The organism is Sphingobacterium sp. BIGb0116, assembly GCF_024808035.1.
Lineage (GTDB): Bacteria > Bacteroidota > Bacteroidia > Sphingobacteriales > Sphingobacteriaceae > Sphingobacterium > Sphingobacterium paramultivorum.
Genome location: NZ_JANUDT010000008.1, coordinates 182,739 through 205,416, shown reverse-complemented (window position 1 = coordinate 205,416; position 22,678 = coordinate 182,739). Strand labels below are relative to the sequence as shown.

17 protein-coding genes are annotated in these 22,678 nt (G+C 39.7%); 3 read left to right on the top strand and 14 right to left on the bottom strand.

Annotation, left to right across the window (positions count from 1 at the left end):
- Positions 1 to 8: 8 nt before the first annotated feature.
- From M2419_RS18900 to M2419_RS18850, 11 genes are all read right to left on the bottom strand, one after another.
- The gene (locus M2419_RS18900) at positions 9 to 590 is read right to left on the bottom strand and encodes a cytochrome c oxidase subunit 3 (protein WP_070563556.1); all 582 of its coding nucleotides are present in this window, start codon (positions 588 to 590) and stop codon (positions 9 to 11) included.
- Positions 590 to 1,495 (bottom strand): heme o synthase, encoded by a 906-nt coding sequence (gene cyoE, locus M2419_RS18895; RefSeq protein WP_070563553.1) that lies wholly within the window; start codon positions 1,493 to 1,495, stop codon positions 590 to 592. Before cyoE ends, M2419_RS18900 begins: the two co-directional genes overlap by 1 nt.
- Positions 1,496 to 1,568: 73 nt before the next feature.
- Positions 1,569 to 2,612: a heme A synthase gene (locus M2419_RS18890; protein WP_153846057.1), complete on the bottom strand. Its 1,044-nt coding sequence runs from the start codon at positions 2,610 to 2,612 to the stop codon at positions 1,569 to 1,571.
- 77 nt (positions 2,613 to 2,689) lie between these two features.
- Positions 2,690 to 4,561, bottom strand: coding sequence for a cbb3-type cytochrome c oxidase subunit I (locus M2419_RS18885; RefSeq protein ID WP_182330148.1), 1,872 nt, complete (start codon positions 4,559 to 4,561; stop codon positions 2,690 to 2,692).
- A 28-nt stretch (positions 4,562 to 4,589) separates the two neighbouring features.
- Positions 4,590 to 5,927, bottom strand: coding sequence for a cytochrome c oxidase subunit II (locus M2419_RS18880; RefSeq protein WP_153846058.1), 1,338 nt, complete (start codon positions 5,925 to 5,927; stop codon positions 4,590 to 4,592).
- Positions 5,928 to 5,970: 43 nt separating this feature from the next.
- Complete coding sequence (locus tag M2419_RS18875; RefSeq protein ID WP_153846059.1) at positions 5,971 to 7,206, bottom strand: quinol:cytochrome C oxidoreductase; 1,236 nt, start codon at positions 7,204 to 7,206, stop codon at positions 5,971 to 5,973.
- A gap of 19 nt (positions 7,207 to 7,225) precedes the next feature.
- Positions 7,226 to 7,864 (bottom strand): c-type cytochrome, encoded by a 639-nt coding sequence (locus tag M2419_RS18870; protein WP_376778456.1) that lies wholly within the window; start codon positions 7,862 to 7,864, stop codon positions 7,226 to 7,228.
- Positions 7,848 to 8,384 (bottom strand): DUF3341 domain-containing protein, encoded by a 537-nt coding sequence (locus M2419_RS18865; RefSeq protein ID WP_153846060.1) that lies wholly within the window; start codon positions 8,382 to 8,384, stop codon positions 7,848 to 7,850. Before M2419_RS18865 ends, M2419_RS18870 begins: the two co-directional genes overlap by 17 nt.
- 6 nt (positions 8,385 to 8,390) lie before the next feature.
- Positions 8,391 to 9,875, bottom strand: a complete 1,485-nt coding sequence (nrfD, locus tag M2419_RS18860; RefSeq protein WP_046674137.1) for an NrfD/PsrC family molybdoenzyme membrane anchor subunit — start codon at positions 9,873 to 9,875, stop codon at positions 8,391 to 8,393.
- Positions 9,876 to 9,904: 29 nt separating this feature from the next.
- Positions 9,905 to 12,919, bottom strand: a complete 3,015-nt coding sequence (locus M2419_RS18855) for a TAT-variant-translocated molybdopterin oxidoreductase (RefSeq protein ID WP_259255519.1) — start codon at positions 12,917 to 12,919, stop codon at positions 9,905 to 9,907.
- Positions 12,920 to 12,956: 37 nt separating this feature from the next.
- Complete coding sequence (locus M2419_RS18850) at positions 12,957 to 14,219, bottom strand: cytochrome c3 family protein (RefSeq protein ID WP_070563536.1); 1,263 nt, start codon at positions 14,217 to 14,219, stop codon at positions 12,957 to 12,959.
- 458 nt (positions 14,220 to 14,677) lie between these two features.
- Between M2419_RS18850 and M2419_RS18845 the strand changes: the two genes are divergently transcribed.
- Positions 14,678 to 15,121: a methionine-R-sulfoxide reductase gene (locus tag M2419_RS18845; RefSeq protein WP_259255538.1), complete on the top strand. Its 444-nt coding sequence runs from the start codon at positions 14,678 to 14,680 to the stop codon at positions 15,119 to 15,121.
- On the opposite strand, the gene M2419_RS18840 is transcribed toward M2419_RS18845, so the two are convergent.
- Positions 15,111 to 16,121, bottom strand: a complete 1,011-nt coding sequence (locus M2419_RS18840; RefSeq protein WP_153846063.1) for a LacI family DNA-binding transcriptional regulator — start codon at positions 16,119 to 16,121, stop codon at positions 15,111 to 15,113. The genes M2419_RS18845 and M2419_RS18840 overlap by 11 nt on opposite strands.
- A 147-nt stretch (positions 16,122 to 16,268) precedes the next feature.
- Here M2419_RS18840 and M2419_RS18835 point away from each other — a divergent pair, with 147 nt between their 5' ends.
- A complete protein-coding gene (locus M2419_RS18835) occupies positions 16,269 to 18,551 on the top strand; it encodes a GH92 family glycosyl hydrolase (protein WP_259255518.1) in 2,283 nt (760 codons plus the stop codon).
- Between the two features lie 77 nt (positions 18,552 to 18,628).
- Positions 18,629 to 18,955, top strand: coding sequence for a DUF493 domain-containing protein (locus tag M2419_RS18830; protein WP_153846065.1), 327 nt, complete (start codon positions 18,629 to 18,631; stop codon positions 18,953 to 18,955).
- Positions 18,956 to 19,027: 72 nt separating this feature from the next.
- On the opposite strand, the gene M2419_RS18825 is transcribed toward M2419_RS18830, so the two are convergent.
- The gene (locus M2419_RS18825; protein ID WP_259255517.1) at positions 19,028 to 20,008 is read right to left on the bottom strand and encodes a hypothetical protein; all 981 of its coding nucleotides are present in this window, start codon (positions 20,006 to 20,008) and stop codon (positions 19,028 to 19,030) included.
- Positions 20,009 to 20,058: 50 nt separating this feature from the next.
- Complete coding sequence (pnp, locus tag M2419_RS18820) at positions 20,059 to 22,245, bottom strand: polyribonucleotide nucleotidyltransferase (RefSeq protein ID WP_153846067.1); 2,187 nt, start codon at positions 22,243 to 22,245, stop codon at positions 20,059 to 20,061.
- Positions 22,246 to 22,678 lie beyond the last annotated feature (433 nt).

Here is a 22,678-nt window from a genome sequence, read left to right as displayed (position 1 = left end):
GTTTACTATTATTGATTCAAAAGTAAGAAAACATATATATAAATCCATAAAAGATCGAGAAAATGCCAAAAAATACTGGCAAGATCCATGCGGAAAAGATTGCCGTCTTTAGGAAGTTTGTTAATTCCTATAATCGCGCCAATCAAAACGATCAACCCCGCAATAATATGCGCCAAGTGCATCCAGATAAAAACGTAAATAAAAGATTGCGATGCATTGTTATTCACAAAATAAACACCCCTATCGATCAATACATTCCAAGCATGAACTTGCAAGGCAAAAAATACAACTCCCAAAATAAAAGTTGCTATCAAAAACAACCGCTGTTTGGAAGACTCGCCATTTTTAGCCGCTCTATGTGCTAAAAACATCGTTAGACTACTAACCACAATCACCAAGGTACTATATAAAAGTGCATTTGGCAATAGGGTCTTAATCCCTTTGTCCACGCCGCTCGCTGTATATACAATGAAACCACTGGATAACGCAGCAAACATCATGAACATACCCAACATACCCAACCACAGGTTGAACTTTTGGGCTTTTCTCTGTACTAACTTCTCGTCAGTTTGTGCTTGTATATCTAACATTATTTCAACGGAATAAAGTTAAGCAATAATACGAGTTGTGTCACAGGCAAATAGATAAATGAGGTAAACATCACTTTCTTCGCTGAAGGAATATCACAATTCTTAAACAGCAAATAACCGTAATAACCAAACATTATTCCACCGACCACGGATACAATCGTAAACCAAATCCCACCAAAGCCAAAATGATAAGGTATAAAACCTGCAGGTATCATAAACAAACCTGAAATGAATACCATAAAAGCAGATATCTTATCACGTTTTGTCGTCGGCAATAAGCGAAAACCCGCTAATTTATAGTCGTCATCCACAACCCAGGCAATTGCCCAGAAATGCGGAAACTGCCATAAAAACTGAATAGCAAACAACACAAAGGGAATAATAATAATTGCCGCTTCGTTATGTCCACTATAGTAGGCCAAATCATCTTGCGAAAAGGCTGCATAATATCCAATTAATGGCGGAAATGCACCCGGAAACGCCCCGACAAACACTGCTATTGGTGATTTTCTTTTTAATGGTGTATAGATAAATGCGTAAAGAAGGATACAGAAAACAGACAGCAGACCAGCGACAAAATTTAAACGAACAAGCACCAAGGTTCCTAAGATGCCCATAAAGACACTCAATACCAAAGCCTGTCCTGTTGTCATGCGGCCTGATGGCAACGGTCTGTCCTCCGTACGTTTCATCAGTTTATCCAAATCCTTTTCAATGATCTCATTAAAACCATTGGCAGAACCTGTCACCAGAAAACCACCTATAGTCAACAATAACCAATTGAACCAGAATATATCACCCTGTTGTTTTGATCCTATCAGAAAAGCAATTGACGCAGAAAATACGACCGTCAACGTAAGTCTCAACTTAACAAGCTTTTTGAAATCTGAAATAAATTCTTTCATAACTAAAAGAGACCTCCTACTATCAGTGTAATTAAACACGTACTTTTAAACATAAACATCCCGAATTCCAAGATTAGTGCCTTTGCTTGTTTAACAATAACAACAGGTAGAACTGTGCGCCAAATAGAAGCGTCGCTACCACCAAATGCGTTGTCTGTGCAAATGCAGGTATTGCAAATCGAGCTAAGATAATTCCTGATAGCATTTGGATACCCACTAGAATCAATGCGATTAAAGCAAATTTATATTGCTTAGAACCCGTATTAAAACTTGTGCGGACCAAAAAGAATAATACAATAACTAAAATCAAAGAACAATATGCCAACCAGCGATGTAACTCAAACTGTTGACCAATAGTTGTTATAAAATCAGTCCGGGCTATCGTTGAACCGGTTAATAAATCAACCTCCTCACGAACTCCCGTTCCGACAATTACCTGTGTTAGCATCAATAAAATTGAAGCAATAGCAAGTCCTTTTAATATACCCAAAGAACGATTGACCAGTAAGGTCTTATTTCGCAAAGTAACTGCTTTGAAATATGTATAAATACTAATACAAACAATTACAATGGCTAAGAGCATATGTACCGTAATAATCCAGGGCATCAAATTGGTCGATACAACGATCGATCCCAGCCAAGCCTGAACTACTACAACAAAAAGATTAATCACTGACCAAACAACGATCGAGCTTTTTGATTTTAAATAGGTGAAAGAATAAATAGCTGTAAATAACAAACAGAATCCGGAAACAACGCCTACCAACCGATTGATATATTCCGTCCAAGTTTTCGCAACATTAAACTCTTCATGCTGCAAAATACTCTTATCGGTACGGAGCTTGTAAGCCATTTCCTTATCCCCGAAAAATTCTACAATTTTCGCGAAACGTTCGTTCTTCTTTGCTCTTCCTTCAATATAATGCTGTTCATATCCTTGAGGTAATTGGGAGATATCTGTTGGAGGAATAATACGGTTAAAACATCTAGGCCAATCTGGACATCCCATTCCTGACCCTGTACTCCGAACAACTCCCCCAGCAATAATGACCAAAAACAATACAATTATCGTTATAAAATTGGTCTTTATAAATCGCTTCTCAGCTGCTGGAAACATAATACTACCCCTACCTCTTAAAATACAAACTTCTATAAAATAGAGTAGGAATCCCTACTCTATTTTATAAGATTTTATTAGTCTTTTCTACCATTTTGAGCATTCCATTCTGCCTGGATACGCTCAGCTTCCTCGTCTCCTTCGAAATCATGAGGCAGATTAGAGCTCATTGTTTCAGAGAAAGGAACACTTTGAGGAATAAAATCCTCACCATGACCTGGCTTACTGTAATCGTAAGGCCAACGGTGTACAGTTGGAATCTCTCCTGGCCAGTTACCATGGATATGCTCTACCGGAGTAGTCCATTCCAACGTGTTTGACTGCCAAGGGTTTTGTGGTGCTTTTTTACCGAAGAAAATCGATGTAAAGAAGTTCCACAAGAAAGCTATCTGACCTAAAGCGGCGATGATTGCAGCCCAAGTTACCAATTTGTTTACAGAAACCCATTTCGCCATGAAAGCAAACTCAGTAAATGCATAGTAACGGCGAGGCACACCATCGATACCCATAAAGTGCATTGGGAAGAATACCATGTAAGCACCAACGAAAGTCAACCAAAAGTGTAAATAACCCAATTTTGTGTTCATCATACGACCGAACATCTTAGGATACCAGTGGTAAACACCACAAAGCATACCGAAGATTGACGCCGATCCCATTACCAAGTGGAAGTGGGCAACAACAAAATAGGTATCGTGTAAGTTGATATCTAAAGCCGCATTACCTAAGAATAATCCGGTCAAACCACCAGAGATAAAGAATGATACCAAACCGATAGCAAACATCATCGCTGGAGTGAAACGGATATTACCTTTCCACAACGTTGCAAGATAGTTAAACGCTTTTACAGCAGAAGGAACCGCGATAATCAATGTTGTAATCATAAATACACCACCCAAGAACGGGTTCATACCTGTTACAAACATGTGGTGACCCCATACGATAAACGATAATACAGTGATACCGATCAACGAATAAACCATCGCATGGTAACCAAAGATTGGTTTACGTGAGTTGGTTGCAATAACCTCAGAAGTTAAACCTAAAGCAGGCATAACAACGATATATACCTCAGGGTGACCTAAGAACCAGAACAAGTGTTGGAACAAAATTGGTGAACCACCTTCGTTTGGTAAAATTTGTCCTTGAACAACAAGATCCGACAAATAGAATGACGTACCAGCAGCACGGTCAAAAATCAAAAGAACAACCGCCGAAACCAATACTGGGAATGACAACATACCCACGATAGCAGTTAAGAAGAACGCCCAGATTGTCAAAGGCATTTTCCATAAGTCCATTCCTTTTGTACGCATGTTCAAAATTGTACTTACATAGTTAATACCACCGATCAACTGTGAAGCTACAAATAGAACCATACTCACCAACCACAACGTCATACCTGTTGCAGATCCTGCGATTGCTGTAGGTACAGCCGATAATGGCGGGTAGATCGTCCAACCAGCAGAAGCAGGTCCACTTTCTACAAAGAACGATGCAACCATAATCACTGATGCTACAAAGAACAACCAGTAAGACAACATGTTCATAAAAGGAGATGCCATATCGCGTGCTCCGATTTGATATGGAATCAATAAGTTACTAAAAGTACCTGATAGACCAGCCGTTAACACGAAGAATACCATAACGGTACCGTGAATGGTTACCAGGGAAAGGAAAAACTCCGGTTTTATACGACCACCTTCAGCCCATTTACCCAAGAATACTTCTAATATAGGGAACTCTTTATCCGGCCATGCTAATTGGATACGGAATAATACTGATAAAAGCATCGCAAAAACTGCCATGATGATACCAGTGATCAAGAATTGCTTAGCAATCATCTTGTGGTCACCCGAGAAGATATACTTTCTGATGAACGACTCTTCGTGATGATGGCCGTGCGAATCGTGATGTTCAGCGCTATGCGATATTACTGTACTTGACATATTCGATTTTATATTCAAAAATTCTTAATTAGTTCAAAGATGCTGTAACTTGTACGCTATCCTTTTTCACGTTAGCTGTTTTACCGCTGAACTCTTTTTGCAAATCCTCAGTAAAATACTTGTTTTGTTTAGCTAACCATTCTTTATATTTTTCCTCAGTTACGACAACCACTTTCTTTTGCATATTGTAGTGACCAGATCCACAGATCTTGTTACACAACATCACAAAGTCATAATTATAATCACCCAAACGATCACGCATCTCTTCTGTTGTTACAGTAGGTGTGAATTGGAAATAGTTGGTCATCCCCGGTACCGCATTGATTTGAACACGGAAATCTGGAATAAAGAAAGAGTGAATAATATCTTTCGAAACGATATGGAAACGTACAGGTTTATTTACAGGCAACCAGATTTCAGATCCTTGAATATCATCCCAAGAATTTTTATCATTAAAGTCAATACCGTACGGGTTCGTTGGCGTAGTCATTTTATAATTACGTTTACCAATAATACCGTCCGAACCAGCATAACGTACATTCCATTGGAACTGCTCGCCCAATACTTCAATTTGTAATGCTGATTTTTGAAGATCCTCAGGAATATTTGTGATTGATCTCCATGTAAAGAAACCGAACAATACCAATACTGTCAAAACAACAGCAGGAACGATTGTCCACAATTTCTCGATCGCATTATTATGTGGGTAATAATAAGCTTGGCGTTTTGCACGCATGCGGTACAAGAATGTAAATGTCATCAACAAGATGTGTGTGATAACCAATACAAATGTTGTAATTGCTGTGGTAATGATAAACATTGTATCAATACGCTCACCGTGCTCAGTTACTGCCGATCTCCAATAAGCGGCTCCCCAGTGTACATATGACCAATATACACCGTAAAGGAATACAACCAAGAAAATGAATAACAATGCAGATTGAAACGTGTTATTCGCAAACGGATTGTATTTACCGTTCATCTTTCTTGTCAATTCATAGATCGAAAGTACTTTACCAATAACGGCAACAACTGTACATATAACCAAGAATAACAAGACATAATATGTGAAGTTTTTATAAACCTGAGGGTCTATTTGCTTCACTTCTTCAACAGCAGGAGCAGCAGCACTAGCTTCAGTAGAAGAACTAGCAGATGCAACAGCAGCAGTACCTGCTGCCGCTGTTGTATCTTTTGCAACCGAATCCGTTGCTGCAGGGGCAGCTACTGCTGTAGTCGCCGCTTTAGCAGAATCAGATGCTACTGTATCTTGTTGACTTGCAAGGATAGGAGTCGCAAAAAGCAATCCTAGTGCAAGCACAAAACCCGAGATGGATTTGAATCTATTATTTAATTTAAAGCTCATTTCTTTTATAACGTTTTTACGTAACCTTCCTTTAAAAGTGAAACTATATCTGGTGATGCAAACTCTCATCCAAGAAAGGATGATTTTTAGGCACCAATGCTTGTTTGCTCAATTTACTCATCACTAAAAAGATGAACAAACCTAAGAAACCAAGTGCAGTTCCGATTTCAATGATACCAAATCCTCTATGTTCAGCAACAGTACCAGGCATGATCATGATATAATAATCTAGCCAGTGACCAGCCAATAATAGAATCGCTACGAACAACATCACGTTTTGTTTACGTTTAGCATCGCGATCCACTAATAGTAACAATGGTGCCACAAAGTTAATGATAATACTCAACCAAAACCAAGGTTTGTATTCAGGTTCCCAACGTTTGTAGAAATAAACTGTTTCCTCTGGGATGTTTGAATACCAAATCAACATGAATTGTGCAAACCAAACGTAAGTCCAAAAGATGGAGAAACCGAACATCAATTTACCCAAATCGTGTAAATGATTTTCGTTTACCCAGTTCATATAACCAGCTTTCTTCAATACAACAACGATGATCGTGATACATGAAATACCGCTTACCCACATTGCTGCAAAGTTATACCAACCGAACATTGTCGAAAACCAGTGTGCCTCTAAAGACATTATTGTATCGAAAGACCAGATAGGTGTAGTAAAACCGAAGATAACTAAGAAGATCGCCGACAATTTGAATGACTTTTTATAAGAAGTCAATCCGCCTTCCAAATCTTCTTTATAAGAAAGTTTCGCAAAAATAACGGCAAAAATGCTATATGTACCCATAAATACGACCTGACGGATCAAGAAGAATGGAACATTTAAATAAGCAGATTTACCTGCGATAATAGGGTCAAAATTTGTACTATGCGGATCAGTGATACCGTCTGCATTCCAGTGATGATATAAGTTATGTGTGGTTAAACCTAAACCTACAATAACCAATAAAATCAATGAAGCAATTGGTAAAACACCCGCCATAGCCTGAGGTATACGTACCAAACCTGCAGACCATGCAGATTGTGTTACATATTGCAAGGCAACAAAGAATGTTCCAGCTGCGCATACACATGTAAAGTAATAACCCATCAATAACAAGTTGGCATAAGTACGCTCTACAGTAACGTGATCGCCCGAAAGCAACCCGAAAGCTACAGCAGCTACGCCTAGTACAACAGCGACAATACTGAACATTTTAGCTTTGCCAGCAAACTCGTATCGCTCGTTGAAATTATAATCGTGATGATGACTGTGAGTTCCCATTTATATATCTGATGTTAGATTATTTCTTTTGTAATTCGTGAACATACATAACAACTTTCCATCTCTCCTCTGGAGACAATTGAGATGCATGTGATCCCATGGAGTTGTGTCCGTAATAAATTGTATGGTAAATTTTACCATCAGTCAAGTCAGCCATCAAACCACCTCTTGAAGAGCTCGCCGCATCTGTTCTATGATAAGATGGTGGCGGAGGAAAGTTCTCTAATTGACGAGTGCCTCTTGAATCAGTCACGCTACGATCTTTCGTGATAGGACCATCACCTTTACCTTCTACTCCATGGCATATAGAGCAATAAGTTGTGAACAAAGCTTTACCTTTTTCAAGATTCTCGGCATTTACGACCAAAGGACTTTTTGCTTCTCTTCCTGCGCGTTCATAATCCTCTAATGTATTGGCGTACTCAAAACGAGTGAAACCAATTGGATCTGTACCTTTAGGAGGTGCCTGTGCTGTTTTTCCATCAGCAAAATTCGCATTAGGTTGATCCGGATTGAAAGCAAGCGGATCGTACATGTTACGAGAAAACTCTAAACCTGTACTACGAGTTGTTTTGTCACCACAAGAAGAAACAAGTGCTGTCAATGCCACAGCTGCGCATAGCGTTCCAAGTAAATTCTTCTTATTCATAGCTAACATATTTTCTATCATTGTACTTAACTTCAACAGCGCCAGCTTCTTTCAATAAGCTATCGATCAAAGCGTGATCTGTATTTTCATTGGCATCTACTGCAAGGATGAAACGATCATCTGTTGCTCTCAAGTCCATTACACGAGGTGCACGTCCTGGAAATAAGTGGTTACGGAAGAAAAACGTAGCAACCATACCCAAGGCACACAATAAGATAGTAACCTCAAATGTAACCGGAACAAAGTTTGGCATACCAAATGATGGTTTACCACCGATATTCATCGGCCAATCGTATGCCATTGTATAATACAACAAACTAAAACCCAATGTCGTTCCTAATGCTCCAAAGCAAAATGCTGCGATAGGCAAGCGAGAAGGTTTCACACCTAACTTCGCTTCGATGCCGTGAATAGGCATCGGAGTAAAGCAGTCGTAAATACTTATATTATTTGCTTGCAATTTGTCGATCCCATGCATCATTTCATCGGGATCCGCAAAACTACCTATTATATATTTTGTATTGCTCATTGCTGATTATTTTCTAACTGATAATTCTTTAATCTCTTCTTCTGTCACTGAATCATATTTCTCTAATGACTCTTGGAAGTACTTAACTTGTTCCTCAGGGAATGCGCCTTCTTGAGCCAATTTAGTTTTATGTTGTAATGAAGATGATTTCAACAACAATTTCACTTCGGCGATAGCGATACCCGGTAAGAAACGTAAGAACAATAAGAATAACGTAAAGAATAATCCAATTGAACCTACAAAGATACCTACGTCTGTCCAAGTTGGGTAGAACATTGCCCAAGATGAAGGCAAGTAATCACGGTGCAATGAAGTCACGATAATTACAAAACGCTCAAACCACATACCGATGTTTACAACAATCGATAAGATCCATGAGATTGGAATACTTGTACGGATTTTTTTGAACCAGAATAACTGTGGAGAAATTACGTTACAAGTCATCATTGACCAGTAAGCCCAAGCGTACGGACCCAACATACGGTTCTCGAAAGCATACATTTCGTATTCTGAACGAGAGTACATTGCGATAAACAACTCAGTCAAATAAGCTACACCCACGATAGAACCTGTCGTCATGATAATGATATTCATCGACTCAATGTGGAACATCGTGATGTAGTTCTCAAAGTTCATTACTTTACGTAAGATCAACAATAAAGTCTGTACCATCGCGAAACCAGAGAAGATCGCACCCGCCACGAAATATGGAGGGAAGATCGTCGTATGCCATCCAGGAATAACCGAAGTTGCAAAGTCCATGGATACGATCGTGTGTACAGAAAGTACCAGCGGAGTAGAAATACCTGCCAAGATCAATGACACGATTTCAAAACGTTGCCAAGTCTTAACTGAACCATTCCATCCGAATGATAATACAGAATAGATTTTTTGTTTTAATCCAGTAGCACGGTCACGAATTGTCGCGATATCCGGCAACAAACCACAGTACCAGAATACCAAGGATACTGTAAAGTAAGTTGAGATCGCAAACGCATCCCATACCAAAGGAGAGTTGAAGTTTACCCAAAGTGATCCAAATTGATTTGGAAGTGGGAAAATCCAATAAGCCAACCAAGGACGACCCATGTGAGCTACAACGTATGTAGCCGCACAGATTACCGCAAAGATCGTCATCGCCTCTGCAGAACGGTTGATTGAATTACGCCAGTTCTGGCGGAAGATTAATAATACAGCTGAAATCAACGTACCCGCGTGACCGATACCTACCCACCATACGAAGTCGGTGATATCCCAAGCCCAGCCTACAGTTTTATTCAGACCCCAAGCGCCGATACCTGTCCAAAAGGTATAACTAACGCTAACTACCCATAATAAAGCACCTAATACAGCAACGGTAAAACCAATCCACCATGCTTTATTCGGTTTATTTTCAACCGGTAGTAAGATATCATCCGTAATTTTTGCATACGTAATGTCCTTACCGGTCATTAATGGTTCTCTTAATATTGATTCGTTATGCGATGACATAGTATTTTTATTTCAAATATTGTACAAGATTACGCCTCAAAAGTGTTTCTAACTTTTGTCATATAACCGATACCCGGTTGAACATTGATTTCCTCAAGTACGTAATAAACACGCTCGTTGCGTAATGCTTTAGATACTTCTGATTCTGGATCATTTGCATCTCCAAAGATGATTGCATTTGCAGAACATGCTTGTTGACAAGCCATTTGGATATCGCCATCTTTAACTTTGCGATTTTGAATCTTAGCTTGCAATTTACCTGCTTGAATACGTTGGATACACATTGAACATTTCTCCATTACCCCACGTGAACGAGTAACAACATCTGGATTCAATACCAATTGTGTGAACTCATTGTTCAAGTAGTTGTCAAAACGTGAATCATTCCAGTATGCAAACCAGTTGAAACGACGAACTTTGAAAGGACAGTTGTTCGCACAGTAACGTGTACCAAAACAACGGTTATATGCCATATGGTTCAAACCTTCTGAAGAGTGTACTGTTGCCAATACTGGACAAACCGTTTCACAAGGTGCGTGACCACAGTGTTGACACAACATCGGTTGGTGAACAACAGTGATATCTTCGAAATCTAAATCAGCCGAAGCTCTTGCAATTTCTTTCTCTTTTGTAAGATCTTGATCTTTTCCTTCGATCGTATAGTAACGGTCAATACGTAACCAGTGCATTTCACGACGACGGCGAACCTCATCACGACCTACAACAGGAATATTATTTTCAACGTTACAAGCAACGATACAAGCACCACAACCTGTACATGCGTTCAAGTCGATCGCCATCACCCATTTGTGACCAGGTTGCTCATATTTGTTCCACAAATCGTATGTTTTGTGATTATCTGAAAAACGTCCTGCCTCAGAGTTAGGATCTTTCAAATAATTCGCAAATGTCGTTTCACGAATAACGTTACGACCCTCGATCGTGTGGTGTGTTTGTGTTTGTGCCAATTGGTAAGTACCAGACGCTTTCGCTACAGTTGCTTTAGCAACACCTTGTACTGTACCATTGATGATAGAAGCAAAAGGGAATGCGTTTTTACCAACTTCATTACCTGCTTTACCAACTTTTGTACGGCCGTAACCTACAGCAACTGAAACTGTTCCTTGTGCTTGACCTGGTTGTTGTACAACTGGCAATTCCAATTCAACACCATTTGCTTTTACAGTTACTTTACCATCTTCACCCAAACCTAATTTCTCAGCATCTTTCGGGTTAAGAGCAGCATAGTTATCCCAAGTTACTTTAGAAACCGGGTCAGGCAATTCCTGCAAGTAAGCATTGTTTCCATAACGACCATCGCGAAGTGCAGAAGGCTCGTAAAGTTTCAACTCAAACTCACCGGTAATTGCTTTGCTTGATGCTTCAATTGCCGAAGCCGCTGCTGCAGCATTTCCTGTAAATGTAGGAGCTGTTGCAGCTTTAGCACCTTTATATTCAAAACCAGTTTGCAATATAGCATCCCAGTTTTTCGTAGAACCCGCTAAGATTTGTGTAGACCACAAGTTCTTAACGAAGTTGTACATATCAGTATCATTTCCTGCCCAAGTCAACAAGCTTTGTTCAACTTGACGTGTTTTGAAAACAGGATTGATTGTTGGTTGAACGATAGAGAACAAACCTTCTTTTGGATTCGCATCACCCCAAGATTCCAAGAACGTACTTGCTGGAGCAATCGCTGTCAATTCAGAAGCTGTTTCATCCGCACGTTGCGAAAATGATAAGGTGAAAGGAACTTGTTTCAACGCTGCTTTTACATCATCTGCTTTGAAGTAGTCATACACCGGGTTGCTATTCAAGAAGAACGCAACACCAACTTGACCTGATTTCGCTGCTGCTAAGAAAGCTTGGAACGAAGAATCCGAACCTTGGTATTGTTTAGAATAGTTATCCAAATCGATGATTGTACCGTAAGCACCTAATGCAACGTTGATTGCATTAACTAATACCTGTACATTGACATCGTTAGAACCAGCAACAACAACTGCTGCGCCTTTGCTGTTCACCAATTCTTTCGCCGCTAGAGCGACACCTTTTTGTGCTTTTTTGTTTGCAGTAGCACCAGCCAAAGACTGACCAGTGATTGCATTATATAAAGCAACCAATGTAGCACCTTCTTCCGAAGGTTTGATTGCGATACGTGCATCCGCATTTGTACCCGTCATGGAAAGACCAGACTCAAATTGCACGTGACGTGACATTTTGCCGTTTTTCAACGATTTATAATCACGGTTTTTAGCGTATTGTTGTGTATGCTCCTCACCTGCTAACCAAGTTCCTAAGAAATCAGCTGCAACGGAAACAATCACATTTGCCTTTTCAAAATTGTATGAAGGGACAACAGCTTTACCAAATGAAGCTTTATTCGCCTCGATAATACCGCTGTAAGAAACAGCATCGTATTGTACATGGTTAACTGTTGGGAATTTCGTTGCGAAAGCAGCGATAGCCGCCAACGTTGAAGGGCTGTTTACGGTGTTAGAAACGATCGTAATTTGTTTACCAGAAGATGCTGCTGCATTCAAAGCTTTAACAACTTCCCCATCCAATTTAGACCACTCAACATCTTGACCTTTCAATTGCGCCTGTTTCAATTTGGACTCATCATATAAATCCAATACAGAAGCAGCAGTCGTTGAATCCAAACCTTGGTTCAAACCAATTGCATTCGGGTTAGGCTCAACATTAATCGGACGACCTTCACGAGTTTTAACCAAGATACTTTGACCGTTGAACGTCGAAGCATAATAGTTAGGGATACCTGGAGTTACCTCTTCAGGTTTAATCAAATAAGGAACTGCCTTATGCACAGGAGTACGGTTACAAGCCGCTAAAGAAACAGCACCCAAACCAAATCCTAATGCTTTCAAGAAGTCACGGCGAGGAGTTTTAGTACTCAAGCCAGCTTCGTTTAATACATCTTCTACAGGAATAGATTCGGCAAACTCACCCTTGCTTCCTTCAACGAAAGCAGGAGTTTGATTTAACTCTTCCAAACCTTTCCAATATTTTTTATTGCTATCCATTTAAGCTGTATATAAGATTGCGTATTTCAAATAATTATTAATAGTGACACTTACCACACTCAAGACCACCGATCATGGCTGCAGTCATTTTCTCACCTTTCTTAATTCTTTCGTGTGCTTTAATCAAATCTTCATAGTATTTGTTATCCGATTTGATATCTGTCTTTTTGTGACAATCAACACACCATTTCATCGTCAACGGAGAGTATTGGTATACTTCTTCCATATTTTGGATCGGACCGTGACAAGTTTGACACTCAACACCAGCTACCACAACGTGTTGTGAGTGGTTGAAGTAAGCAAAGTCAGGTAAGTTGTGGATACGAACCCATTGAATTGGTTTCGGATTGTTACCGTAAGTACGCGTATCAGGATTCCAATCCAATGCACGATAGATTTTAGCAATTTCCGGAGAAATTTCACCATCATAATGCTCTGAAGCAGTGATTGTATTGTGACAGTTCATACATACGTTGGCCGATGGAATAGACGCATTTTTAGATTTAAATGCTCCACCGTGACAGTATTGACACTCAATTTTGTTAACACCTGCGTGGATTTGGTGCGAGAACTTAATTGGTTGAACCGGCTGATAGCCTTGGTGAACACCAACGTTCCACATTGTTTTCCAACCACCTACAGCTAATAATGCAACCAACATCAAGACTGTAAAGCCAACCAACTTCTTGTTTTTAACGAATGCTTTCGCAAACTTCACAAAGCGTTGGCTATCTTCTGGCTCTTGTTGCGCAGCAATAGCTTCTTGGTTTTTAGCAATTACATTTTCTAAGGTACGGATCACACGATTCAACACCACGATAACTACTACAGCCAAAACAACAACTGCGATCAAGCCCAAAATCATGAACATAGACGCGTTATCATCTTTAGCTCCAGCGCCACCAGCAGCAGCCTCTTTCGGTTTCTCCTTAGAAGCATCTGTGATATACGCTAATACCGACTTGATCTGATCGTCAGATAAATCAGTAAAAGAAGTCATCACAAGCTTGTTGTTCTCTTCGAAGATTTTAACTGCATCAGCATCGCCAGACGCAATTAAAGCCTGAGAGTTCTTGATCCACTTGATTAACCAAGCTTCGTCTTTCGTCTCTGGAATCCCCTTTAAAGCAGGACCAACCACTTTTCTGTCAATGGCGTGACAGGATGTACACTTAGATTTGAAGATTTTTTCACCTTCCTTGACATCTTGCGCATGCAACGTCGTAACGGCAAATAATAGCATCAAACTCGTTGACACCACCCTCGCAAGGCTTCCCAAAACGGATGAGATAGTTCTCATATTTAGCACTTTATACTATTTATTTGTGAATGTAAAAAATTAACTCCCATGGTTAAAGGAGCCACTACCCCCCTAACAATGCCACAAAAGTATGATTTATTAACAAATCGCTGACAATTTTGTGACCTTTAATATCAATTTATAATCATTCTAAACAAATGCGTTTAAACAAGGATAAAAACAGCATTAAGCTATTAAAGTGGTTCCATCGCTACAACTTTTCATTTGGATAGCCACTCAAATATAAGACAATTCCATGACAATTTAAAATACTCAAAACAGCGGATCGCAGAAGACACAAAAAGTTTTTTTTCGGCCTAATTTCCGTACCTTTATAAGACGAATCGAGAACTTTATCAAGATGAACGGAAATCTGGTCAGGGTCAGGTCCCAAGCTAACAATAAAAAAATCTGGATGATGTCTTTATATAGAAGGAATAGCTCATTAAATCGAAAGAATAACGCATTCCTATTGGGTAGTTCCTAGTAAAGCCAGCTTCAACACTAAACACAAGACAATCATGGAAACAAACAAAGAATACAACCCGTTAAGTAAAGAAGAGGAATACATTATTATACATAAGGGAACTGAACGGCCTTTTACCGGCGAACTTTTAGACAATAAGGTCAAGGGAACCTATATCTGCCGCCGTTGTGACAGTCCACTATACCGTTCGGAGTCAAAATTTGAATCTGGCTGTGGCTGGCCAAGTTTTGATGATGAGATTCCTGGAGCAATTACAAGGATCACCGATGCCGATGGTCGCCGCACTGAAATCCTTTGTAGTAAATGTGGCGCGCATTTAGGCCATGTATTCCTCGGAGAAGGCTTTACGACAAAAAACACGCGTCACTGCGTTAATTCTATTTCAATGAAATTTGTAGCCGATACTACGAAGTAACTTTCACTTTAGTCGACTCACGAACTTTCAGTTCACAAGGCAACACCATTCTACGTGTTGCTTTTATTTTACCCTGAAGACGAAGCAACAAAATATTGATCAGGTTCTCAGCAATATCCTTGATCGGCTGCGAAACAACCGTAATAGAAGGTTCGACCAGCTTAAAAACCGTATGGTCGTCAAAAGCAATCACCGCCGGCATCGTAAAATTAAATTTTTTGGAAGCCTTCAAACCCGAAATCGCCAGATAGTTCGTTGAGAACAAAACGGCATCCAGCCTATTTTCACAGATAAACTCCCGCAAAGATTCCATTGCTTCCTCATCCGAAGCATCCATCTGAATCTTTTGAATAAAACTTTGCTGCTTATTATTATCCATAGCCTTCATATAGCCATCTGAACGCTCCTTCATTTGAGTCTGATCCGAATAGAGCGATACAAATCCGATACGTCTATAGCCCTGTTGGCACAAATGGTTACTGGCATCAAAGGCCCCCTGAAAATTATCCGCACCAACATAGTCTGTTTCAAGATCCGGAAAATAACGGTCGAAGAGCACAACCGGAATATTATTCTGTTGCAACTGCTTTACTGTATCTTCCAAACCATCGGAAGGTGTAATAATAAAACCATCTACCTGCCGATCGTAAAACATCTGGATTAACTCCTTCGCTTTTTCCACATCATTGTTGGTACTACAATAAATAATACGATAGCCCTGCTCATAGACCTTACTTTCGATCAGACGTGCTATATTCCCAAAAAAAGGATTGGAAATATCTTCGATAATCAAACCCAAAATCTTCGTCTTCCCTGTGCGGAGACTTTTCGCCAATTCGTTGGGCTTATAGCCGACCTTTTTGACATAGTCCAAAACCCGCTTAGTCAAAGCCTCACTAATACGCTTTTCTTTTGCCTTATCATTCAAAATAAAGGACACAGTAGTTACAGAAATCCCCAACGCCTTTGCGATATCACTGATCAGAATACGTTTCTTCATGTAGTAGTAGTAGGTTTGTTAAGTTTTTTATTACGAAGATTACTAAAGTAAAAAATTTAACGACAATTTACTAAAATAATAATAAAATTGCGCTAAAAGGTTTTATTTACTAATTTTAAGCAGTTTTCAAATACCCGAACAAAACCTATGACAGGAAATAAACTACTCAAAACAGTGTTGGGCACAATAATTTTGCCATTTTGTGCGCAAGCCCAGCAAAATCTTACGCAATATGTCAACCCCTTTATTGGGTCAGCGGATCATGGTCACGTCTTTGTTGGTGCAAATGTACCTTTAGGTGCTGTACAATTGGGACCTACCCAAATTCCACAGATTTGGGACAAGTTCAACGGATGGGATTGGTGCAGTGGATACAATTACAAAAGCCAGGAAATTTTGGGTTTTACCCATACCCACCTGAGCGGAACAGGTATCGGTGACCTCAACGACCTCATGATTGTTCCAGCCAACGGAAAATTACAATTAACGCCAGCGGAATTCAATAAAATGAATACAGGCTATGGTTCTTCCTTCAAAAAGGAAAATGAGGTTGCCAAGCCCGGATTCTATAGCGCTTATTTAGATGACTATCAGGTACAGGCCAATTTGACGGCTACCGAACGTGTTGGCTATCATCAATATCGCTATGAAAAAACAGATAATGCACATATTTTAGTGGACTTAGGTTACCATATCAATTGGGATAAACCGACAGACACCTACATCAAACAGGTTAACGACTCGACCTTTGTTGGTTACCGCTTTTCAACAGGATGGGCAACTGACCAAAAATTGTATTTTGCGATCAGAACTTCCCAGCCGATACAAAAAGTAAGATTTTTCGACGGTAAAGAAGAAAAATTAGGCCAAACAACATTTAAAGGACAGGCGATCAAAGCAGCTTTATTCTTTGATGCTGTTAAAAACAAAACCATCGAACTCAAAGTTGGTATCTCTCCCGTAAGCTCGACCAATGCCCTGAATAATATCAATGCAGAGATTCCAAGCTGGAATTTTGAAAAAGTAAAGCAAGAAGCCGATCAACGTTGGAACAAAACCTTAAATAAGATTCAATTTGAAGCCGACAAAGATACGAAGACCATCTTCTATACCGCATTATACCATACCTACTTCGCTCCTACCATCTTTAACGATGCAAATGGCGATTATTTAGGAACTGACAAACAAGTATACGAAAAACAGGATTTTGTCAACCATACCGTATTTTCGCTTTGGGACACCTACCGTGGGCTTCACCCTTTGATGACCATCTTGGAGGACCGTAAAATCAACCAGGATTTTATCAAGACGATGTTGGCTATCTATCAACAACAAGGTAAATTGCCAATGTGGCACTTACAAGGCAATGAAACCAATACCATGGTGGGCCTGCCTGCGATTCCAGTGATTGCAGACGCTTTCTTAAAAGGAATTATTGACGAGAAAGATTATCATTTGGTTTGGGAAGCTGTTAAGACCACAGCTATGGGCAATGATCACGGCTTGAAATATGCCCGTGAGCTGACTTACATTCCTATCGACAGCATGCCTAATGAGTCTGTAGCATGGGCATTAGAGTATGCGATTGCCGACTTTGGTGCTTATAAAATTGCTGAAAAGCTAGGTAAAACAGAAGACGCTGCCTATTTCAAAAAACGCTACAAACTATATGAGCAGTATTTTGACAAAGAAGTAGGTCATTTCGTCGGTAAAAAAGCCAATGGCGAGTTCCGCAGACCTTTCGACCCGCTAATGGCCAAACACCGCGAGAATGATTATTGCGAAGGAAATGCATGGCAATATACCTGGTTAGTACCTCAAGATGTCAAAGGTCTGATCAATCTTTTCGGTGGTGAGGAGAAATTTTTGAAAAAACTAGATTATTTTACGACCATGTCATCGGATCTTGGTGGTGAAGCTTCTCCAGATATTTCAGGACTAATCGGCCAATATGCGCAAGGTAACGAACCTAATCACCATATCCCTTATTTATATGCTTACGCTGGACAACCTTGGAAAGGTGCAGCCTTAGTACGTAAAGCGATGACGGAGTTTTACACAAACAGTCCAGCTGGTCTATGTGGCAATGATGACGTCGGACAAATGAGCGCATGGTATGTGTTCTCAGCAATGGGCTTCTATCCACTGAATGCAATGAGTGGTGTTTATGTCTTCGGCTCTCCAATGATGCAACATGCGAACATCAATTTACCAAATGGCAAAACTTTAGCTATCGATGTTAAAAATCAAGGTAAAGCAAATCAATACATTAAATCGATCAAATTGAATGGTAAACCTTATGCTAAATCGTTCATTACACACGCACAGCTTTTAGAAGGTGGACAGATGGAAATCGAGATGAGTGCTACGCCAAACAAAAACTTTGGTAAAAACAAAGCCGATTGGCCTTCAAGCATTGACAATAATTAACTGAAAAATTGTCAGTAAAACATTACTGGATTAATATTTGTTAATACCTTAATAACATATTTAAGGAGAAACAAAACATGGCAGATTACAAAAACATCAATATACAAGATATCCCCGATGGAGGTGATAATCCAAAAGACTTCTATGAAACTTTCAAAGAGCGCTTAGAAGACTTAGAAACATTTCCAAAGGACTATACGTATAAATTTATCTTACCAAAAGATCAGGACCACTTCAATCAAATCCAGAGCATATTTGATGAAACAGGTGCTCAGTTTGATTTTAAGGATTCCAAAACAGGTAAGTATACTTCAATTACGGTAAACTTGAACGTAAAAGACGCCGATCAGGTGATCTACTTCTACAAAGAAGTAGCGAAGATAAAAGGTGTTATCATGTTATAAAACCACAAAATCAGGCTGTCAATTCGACAGCCTGATTTGTTTTCTGATCTACATATTAGCCTTACTACTCCCCTATTTCATCATAACGACATCAAGCCAATAATCGCCGCTAAATCTCTTACTAGCATAGTGCAACTTGAATAGATTAACAGCAGTCTCCTCATTTAAAAAATCAAAAATTCGTTTGACATCCCGTCGGGCAGCAAACTGTTTCCAGCTATTTTTCCGATCATAAAAGAAAGACATTTGTCCATTCAAGCTATTCCAAGTCCCGCCCAGCGCATATAACTTCGTTTCACTAAACAGTATATTAAAATAGTCTTTATATACTGAGCAATCGAGCGTAATCTCTTTATTTTTATTAGCCATCCAGTCAAATCGATACGAACAATACATTGGATTCCCATAGTAAATACCAGGTTTATGGGGAATCTTGGCCTCCTCAAAAAATTGCTTGAGCAATTTCACTACTTCTGGCTCGCCATCGTATGCTAAGGGCACAGCACTAAGCTCACGATCCATATATAAGGTAAAAGAAGACAGATTGAGGCCCCAGCGTCCTTGATGATCCAATAAAAACTTGGACAAACGCTCCACAAGCGGTGACATCCCACCTCTGAATGAGCCCTGCACGGAAAGTGCTTCAAATGGTCTCGCCTCGTTAAATTTATAAGGGCTTTCATACACATCCACCACAAAGCGGTTATATTCCCGATCAAAATTAATGTAAAGCTCATCTGTCATTGAATCTCTGATAGCTTTATCCTTTAAGATTAACCTATTAAGAGGCCAAAATAAATCCTGTTTATAGGACCACAAAATGGCACGATCCAGTTTATAAAACTCATAACGCCCCTTGGGCAAGATCATATTATTTTTATCTGCATAATGCTGTACAGTGGCAGACAGCTCCTGGAATTTATCCCCGTAAGACCGCTGACCATGCACTGACACATGCATGAGGACAAACACCAAAATCTGACCAGGTTTAAACAGAAACAAACGAAGTATACTTTTCATAGGATAAAGATGCAGGTAAGCCTTATTTTCCATAAGAAAAGCCCGCTTAAAGCGGGCTTTTCTTATCATTTGAAAAGATAAACTTATTCTTGGCCAGCGCCAGCTACAGGAGCTTCGCCAGCAGGTTTATCCTGCTTTGGTTTGTCTTCTTTCGGAGGACGAGGTAATAACGCTTTACGAGAAAGCTTCATTTTACCTTGTTTGTCGATATCCAACAATTTAACCGTTACTTTATCACCTTCTTTAAAGATACCGTCCATTGTTTCAAGACGTTTCCAGTCGATTTCAGAGATGTGCAATAAACCATCTTTACCAGGCATGATTTCAACGAAAGCACCGAATGGCATAATTGATTTCACTTTACCTTCGTAAGTTTCACCAATCTCTGGTTTAGAAGCGATTGCTTTAATACGACCTACTGCATCATCGATAGCCGCTTTATTATCTGCGAATACTTGAACAACACCTTTGTTATCAACTTCTTCGATCGAAATTGTAGCACCGGTCTCACGTTGCATCTCTTGGATAATTTTACCACCCGGTCCGATTACAGCACCAATAAATTCTTTATCGATCAACAGTTGAACGATACGAGGTGCATGTGGTTTGTAGTCTTCACGTGGAGCAGAAATTGTTTTCTTCATCTCACCTAAGATGTGTAAACGCGCTTCTTTTGCTTGATCCAAAGCTTGCGTCAACACTTCCCATTTCAAACCATTGATTTTTAAGTCCATTTGACAAGCAACGATACCATTTTCTGTACCAGTTACTTTAAAGTCCATATCACCTAAATGATCTTCATCACCTAAGATATCCGATAAGATCGCATATTTACCAGTTTTCTCATCAGAAATCAATCCCATGGCAATACCTGAAACTGGCGCTTTCAATTTTACACCGGCATCCAAAAGTGCTAATGTACCAGCACATACAGTTGCCATAGAAGAAGAACCATTTGATTCCAGGATATCAGAAACAACACGGATAGTATATGGATTCTCACTGTCTGCAGGAAGTACCTGTTTCAATGAACGCATTGCTAAGTTACCGTGACCAACTTCACGACGGCCTGGACCTCTATTAGGTCTTACCTCACCTGTAGAGAATGCAGGGAAGTTGTAGTGAAGAATAAATTTGTTATAACCGTTGATAAAAGCACCATCGATCATTTGCTCATCGTCTTTAGCACCTAAAGTAACCGAAGTCAATGCTTGTGTTTCACCACGCGTAAATACAGCCGAACCGTGTGCAGCAGGCAAGTAATCCACTTCAGACCAGATCGGACGTACAGTACGTACATCACGTCCATCTAAACGCATACCTTCATCCAAAACTAGGTTACGGACAGCATCATACTGAACATCGTGGAAATATTTTTTAAATAAGAATGCCGTGTCATCATCCAATTCCTCTGGCATTGTTGCTCTGTACTCTTCTGCGATTTTTGCGAAGTTCTCAGAACGGTCATGTTTTGCAGAAGCAGATTTTGCAATAGCGTAAACCTTATCGTAAGTAGCTGCAAAAATAGCATCTCTCAATTCAAGGTTTTCAGGCTCATGGTTATACTCACGCTTCACAGTTTTACCAACTAAGTTAGCCAATTCTACTTGAGCAGCAACTTGTTTTTTGATAGCTTCATGAGCAAAAGCAATCGCTTCTACCATCTCAGCTTCAGAAATTTCTTTCGCTTCACCTTCAACCATACCGATATCTTGTGCAGAACCAGCAACAATAAATTCTAAAGTTGCTTTTTCAAGTTCAGATAATTTTGGATTGATCACCAGTTGACCATCAATCTTTGCTACGCGAACTTCAGAAATTGGTCCATTGAAAGGAATATCAGAAACAGCAATAGCTGCAGAAGCAGCCAAACCTGCTAAAGCGTCAGGCATAATATCTTTATCTGCAGAGATCAAGCTGATTGCCACTTGTGTATCTGCGTGATAGTTTTCAGGGAACAAAGGACGTAATGCGCGGTCTACCAAACGCGAGATCAATACCTCATAATCCGATAGTCTAGCTTCACGACGTAAGAAACCTCCTGGAATACGTCCTGTTGCCGCATATTTTTCTTGATAATCTACCGAAAGAGGTAAAAAATCAACGCCAGATTTAGCTTCTTTAGCTGAAACGACTGTTGCAAGCAACATCGTATCACCTTGTTTTAATACTACAGCACCATCAGCCTGTTTTGCTAATTTCCCTGTAGACAATTCGATCTGGGTGCCATTACCCATATCGATGGTCGTTTTAATTTCGTTGTAATTCATTTAATCTTGTTTGCGACATGCTTTTCATCTTGTTGGCAGCATGCCAATATTTTAAATACATTAGATTTCAGCACAAAGGTAAATTAAAATATTAAGATTAATGCAATTAACAGCAGGCTAAATCATCAAACCATCGGAATACGGCAGCAACTGCCTTAATCTGTCAAGCAATGAATCGATTGAAGTTCCCTCAAGTTCTCTTATCTCTCGAAAAAGGCTTACAAAGACCTATCAGTTGTAACGGTGGATTTAACCTATTGCGCAGTATAAGACAATAAAAACAAGTATAAGACATAGTTATCATTTTCGGAGATTCCTCGGTGCTTCTTCGGTACTTGTTCGGAGCTTCTTCGGTACTTCTTCGGTTGGTAGCGAAGAAATAGCGAACAAGCTCCGAGGAAAAAGCGATTAAATAACGACTAAATAGTGAAAC

What these genes read in the sequence shown, in the direction of transcription:
- M2419_RS18835 (WP_259255518.1), top strand. Translation starts at nt 16,269, where the DNA reads ATGACAGGAAATAAACTACTCAAAACAGTGTTGGGCACAATAATTTTG.
- cyoE (WP_070563553.1), bottom strand. Translation starts at nt 1,495, where the DNA reads ATGAAAGAATTTATTTCAGATTTCAAAAAGCTTGTTAAGTTGAGACTT.
- pnp (WP_153846067.1), bottom strand. Translation starts at nt 22,245, where the DNA reads ATGAATTACAACGAAATTAAAACGACCATCGATATGGGTAATGGCACC.
- M2419_RS18830 (WP_153846065.1), top strand. Translation starts at nt 18,629, where the DNA reads ATGGCAGATTACAAAAACATCAATATACAAGATATCCCCGATGGAGGT.
- M2419_RS18825 (WP_259255517.1), bottom strand. Translation starts at nt 20,008, where the DNA reads ATGGAAAATAAGGCTTACCTGCATCTTTATCCTATGAAAAGTATACTT.
- M2419_RS18850 (WP_070563536.1), bottom strand. Translation starts at nt 14,219, where the DNA reads ATGAGAACTATCTCATCCGTTTTGGGAAGCCTTGCGAGGGTGGTGTCA.
- M2419_RS18865 (WP_153846060.1), bottom strand. Translation starts at nt 8,384, where the DNA reads ATGAGCAATACAAAATATATAATAGGTAGTTTTGCGGATCCCGATGAA.
- M2419_RS18885 (WP_182330148.1), bottom strand. Translation starts at nt 4,561, where the DNA reads ATGTCAAGTACAGTAATATCGCATAGCGCTGAACATCACGATTCGCAC.
- M2419_RS18840 (WP_153846063.1), bottom strand. Translation starts at nt 16,121, where the DNA reads ATGAAGAAACGTATTCTGATCAGTGATATCGCAAAGGCGTTGGGGATT.
- M2419_RS18900 (WP_070563556.1), bottom strand. Translation starts at nt 590, where the DNA reads ATGTTAGATATACAAGCACAAACTGACGAGAAGTTAGTACAGAGAAAA.
- M2419_RS18855 (WP_259255519.1), bottom strand. Translation starts at nt 12,919, where the DNA reads ATGGATAGCAATAAAAAATATTGGAAAGGTTTGGAAGAGTTAAATCAA.
- nrfD (WP_046674137.1), bottom strand. Translation starts at nt 9,875, where the DNA reads ATGTCATCGCATAACGAATCAATATTAAGAGAACCATTAATGACCGGT.
- M2419_RS18880 (WP_153846058.1), bottom strand. Translation starts at nt 5,927, where the DNA reads ATGAGCTTTAAATTAAATAATAGATTCAAATCCATCTCGGGTTTTGTG.
- M2419_RS18875 (WP_153846059.1), bottom strand. Translation starts at nt 7,206, where the DNA reads ATGGGAACTCACAGTCATCATCACGATTATAATTTCAACGAGCGATAC.
- M2419_RS18870 (WP_376778456.1), bottom strand. Translation starts at nt 7,864, where the DNA reads ATGTTAGCTATGAATAAGAAGAATTTACTTGGAACGCTATGCGCAGCT.
- M2419_RS18890 (WP_153846057.1), bottom strand. Translation starts at nt 2,612, where the DNA reads ATGTTTCCAGCAGCTGAGAAGCGATTTATAAAGACCAATTTTATAACG.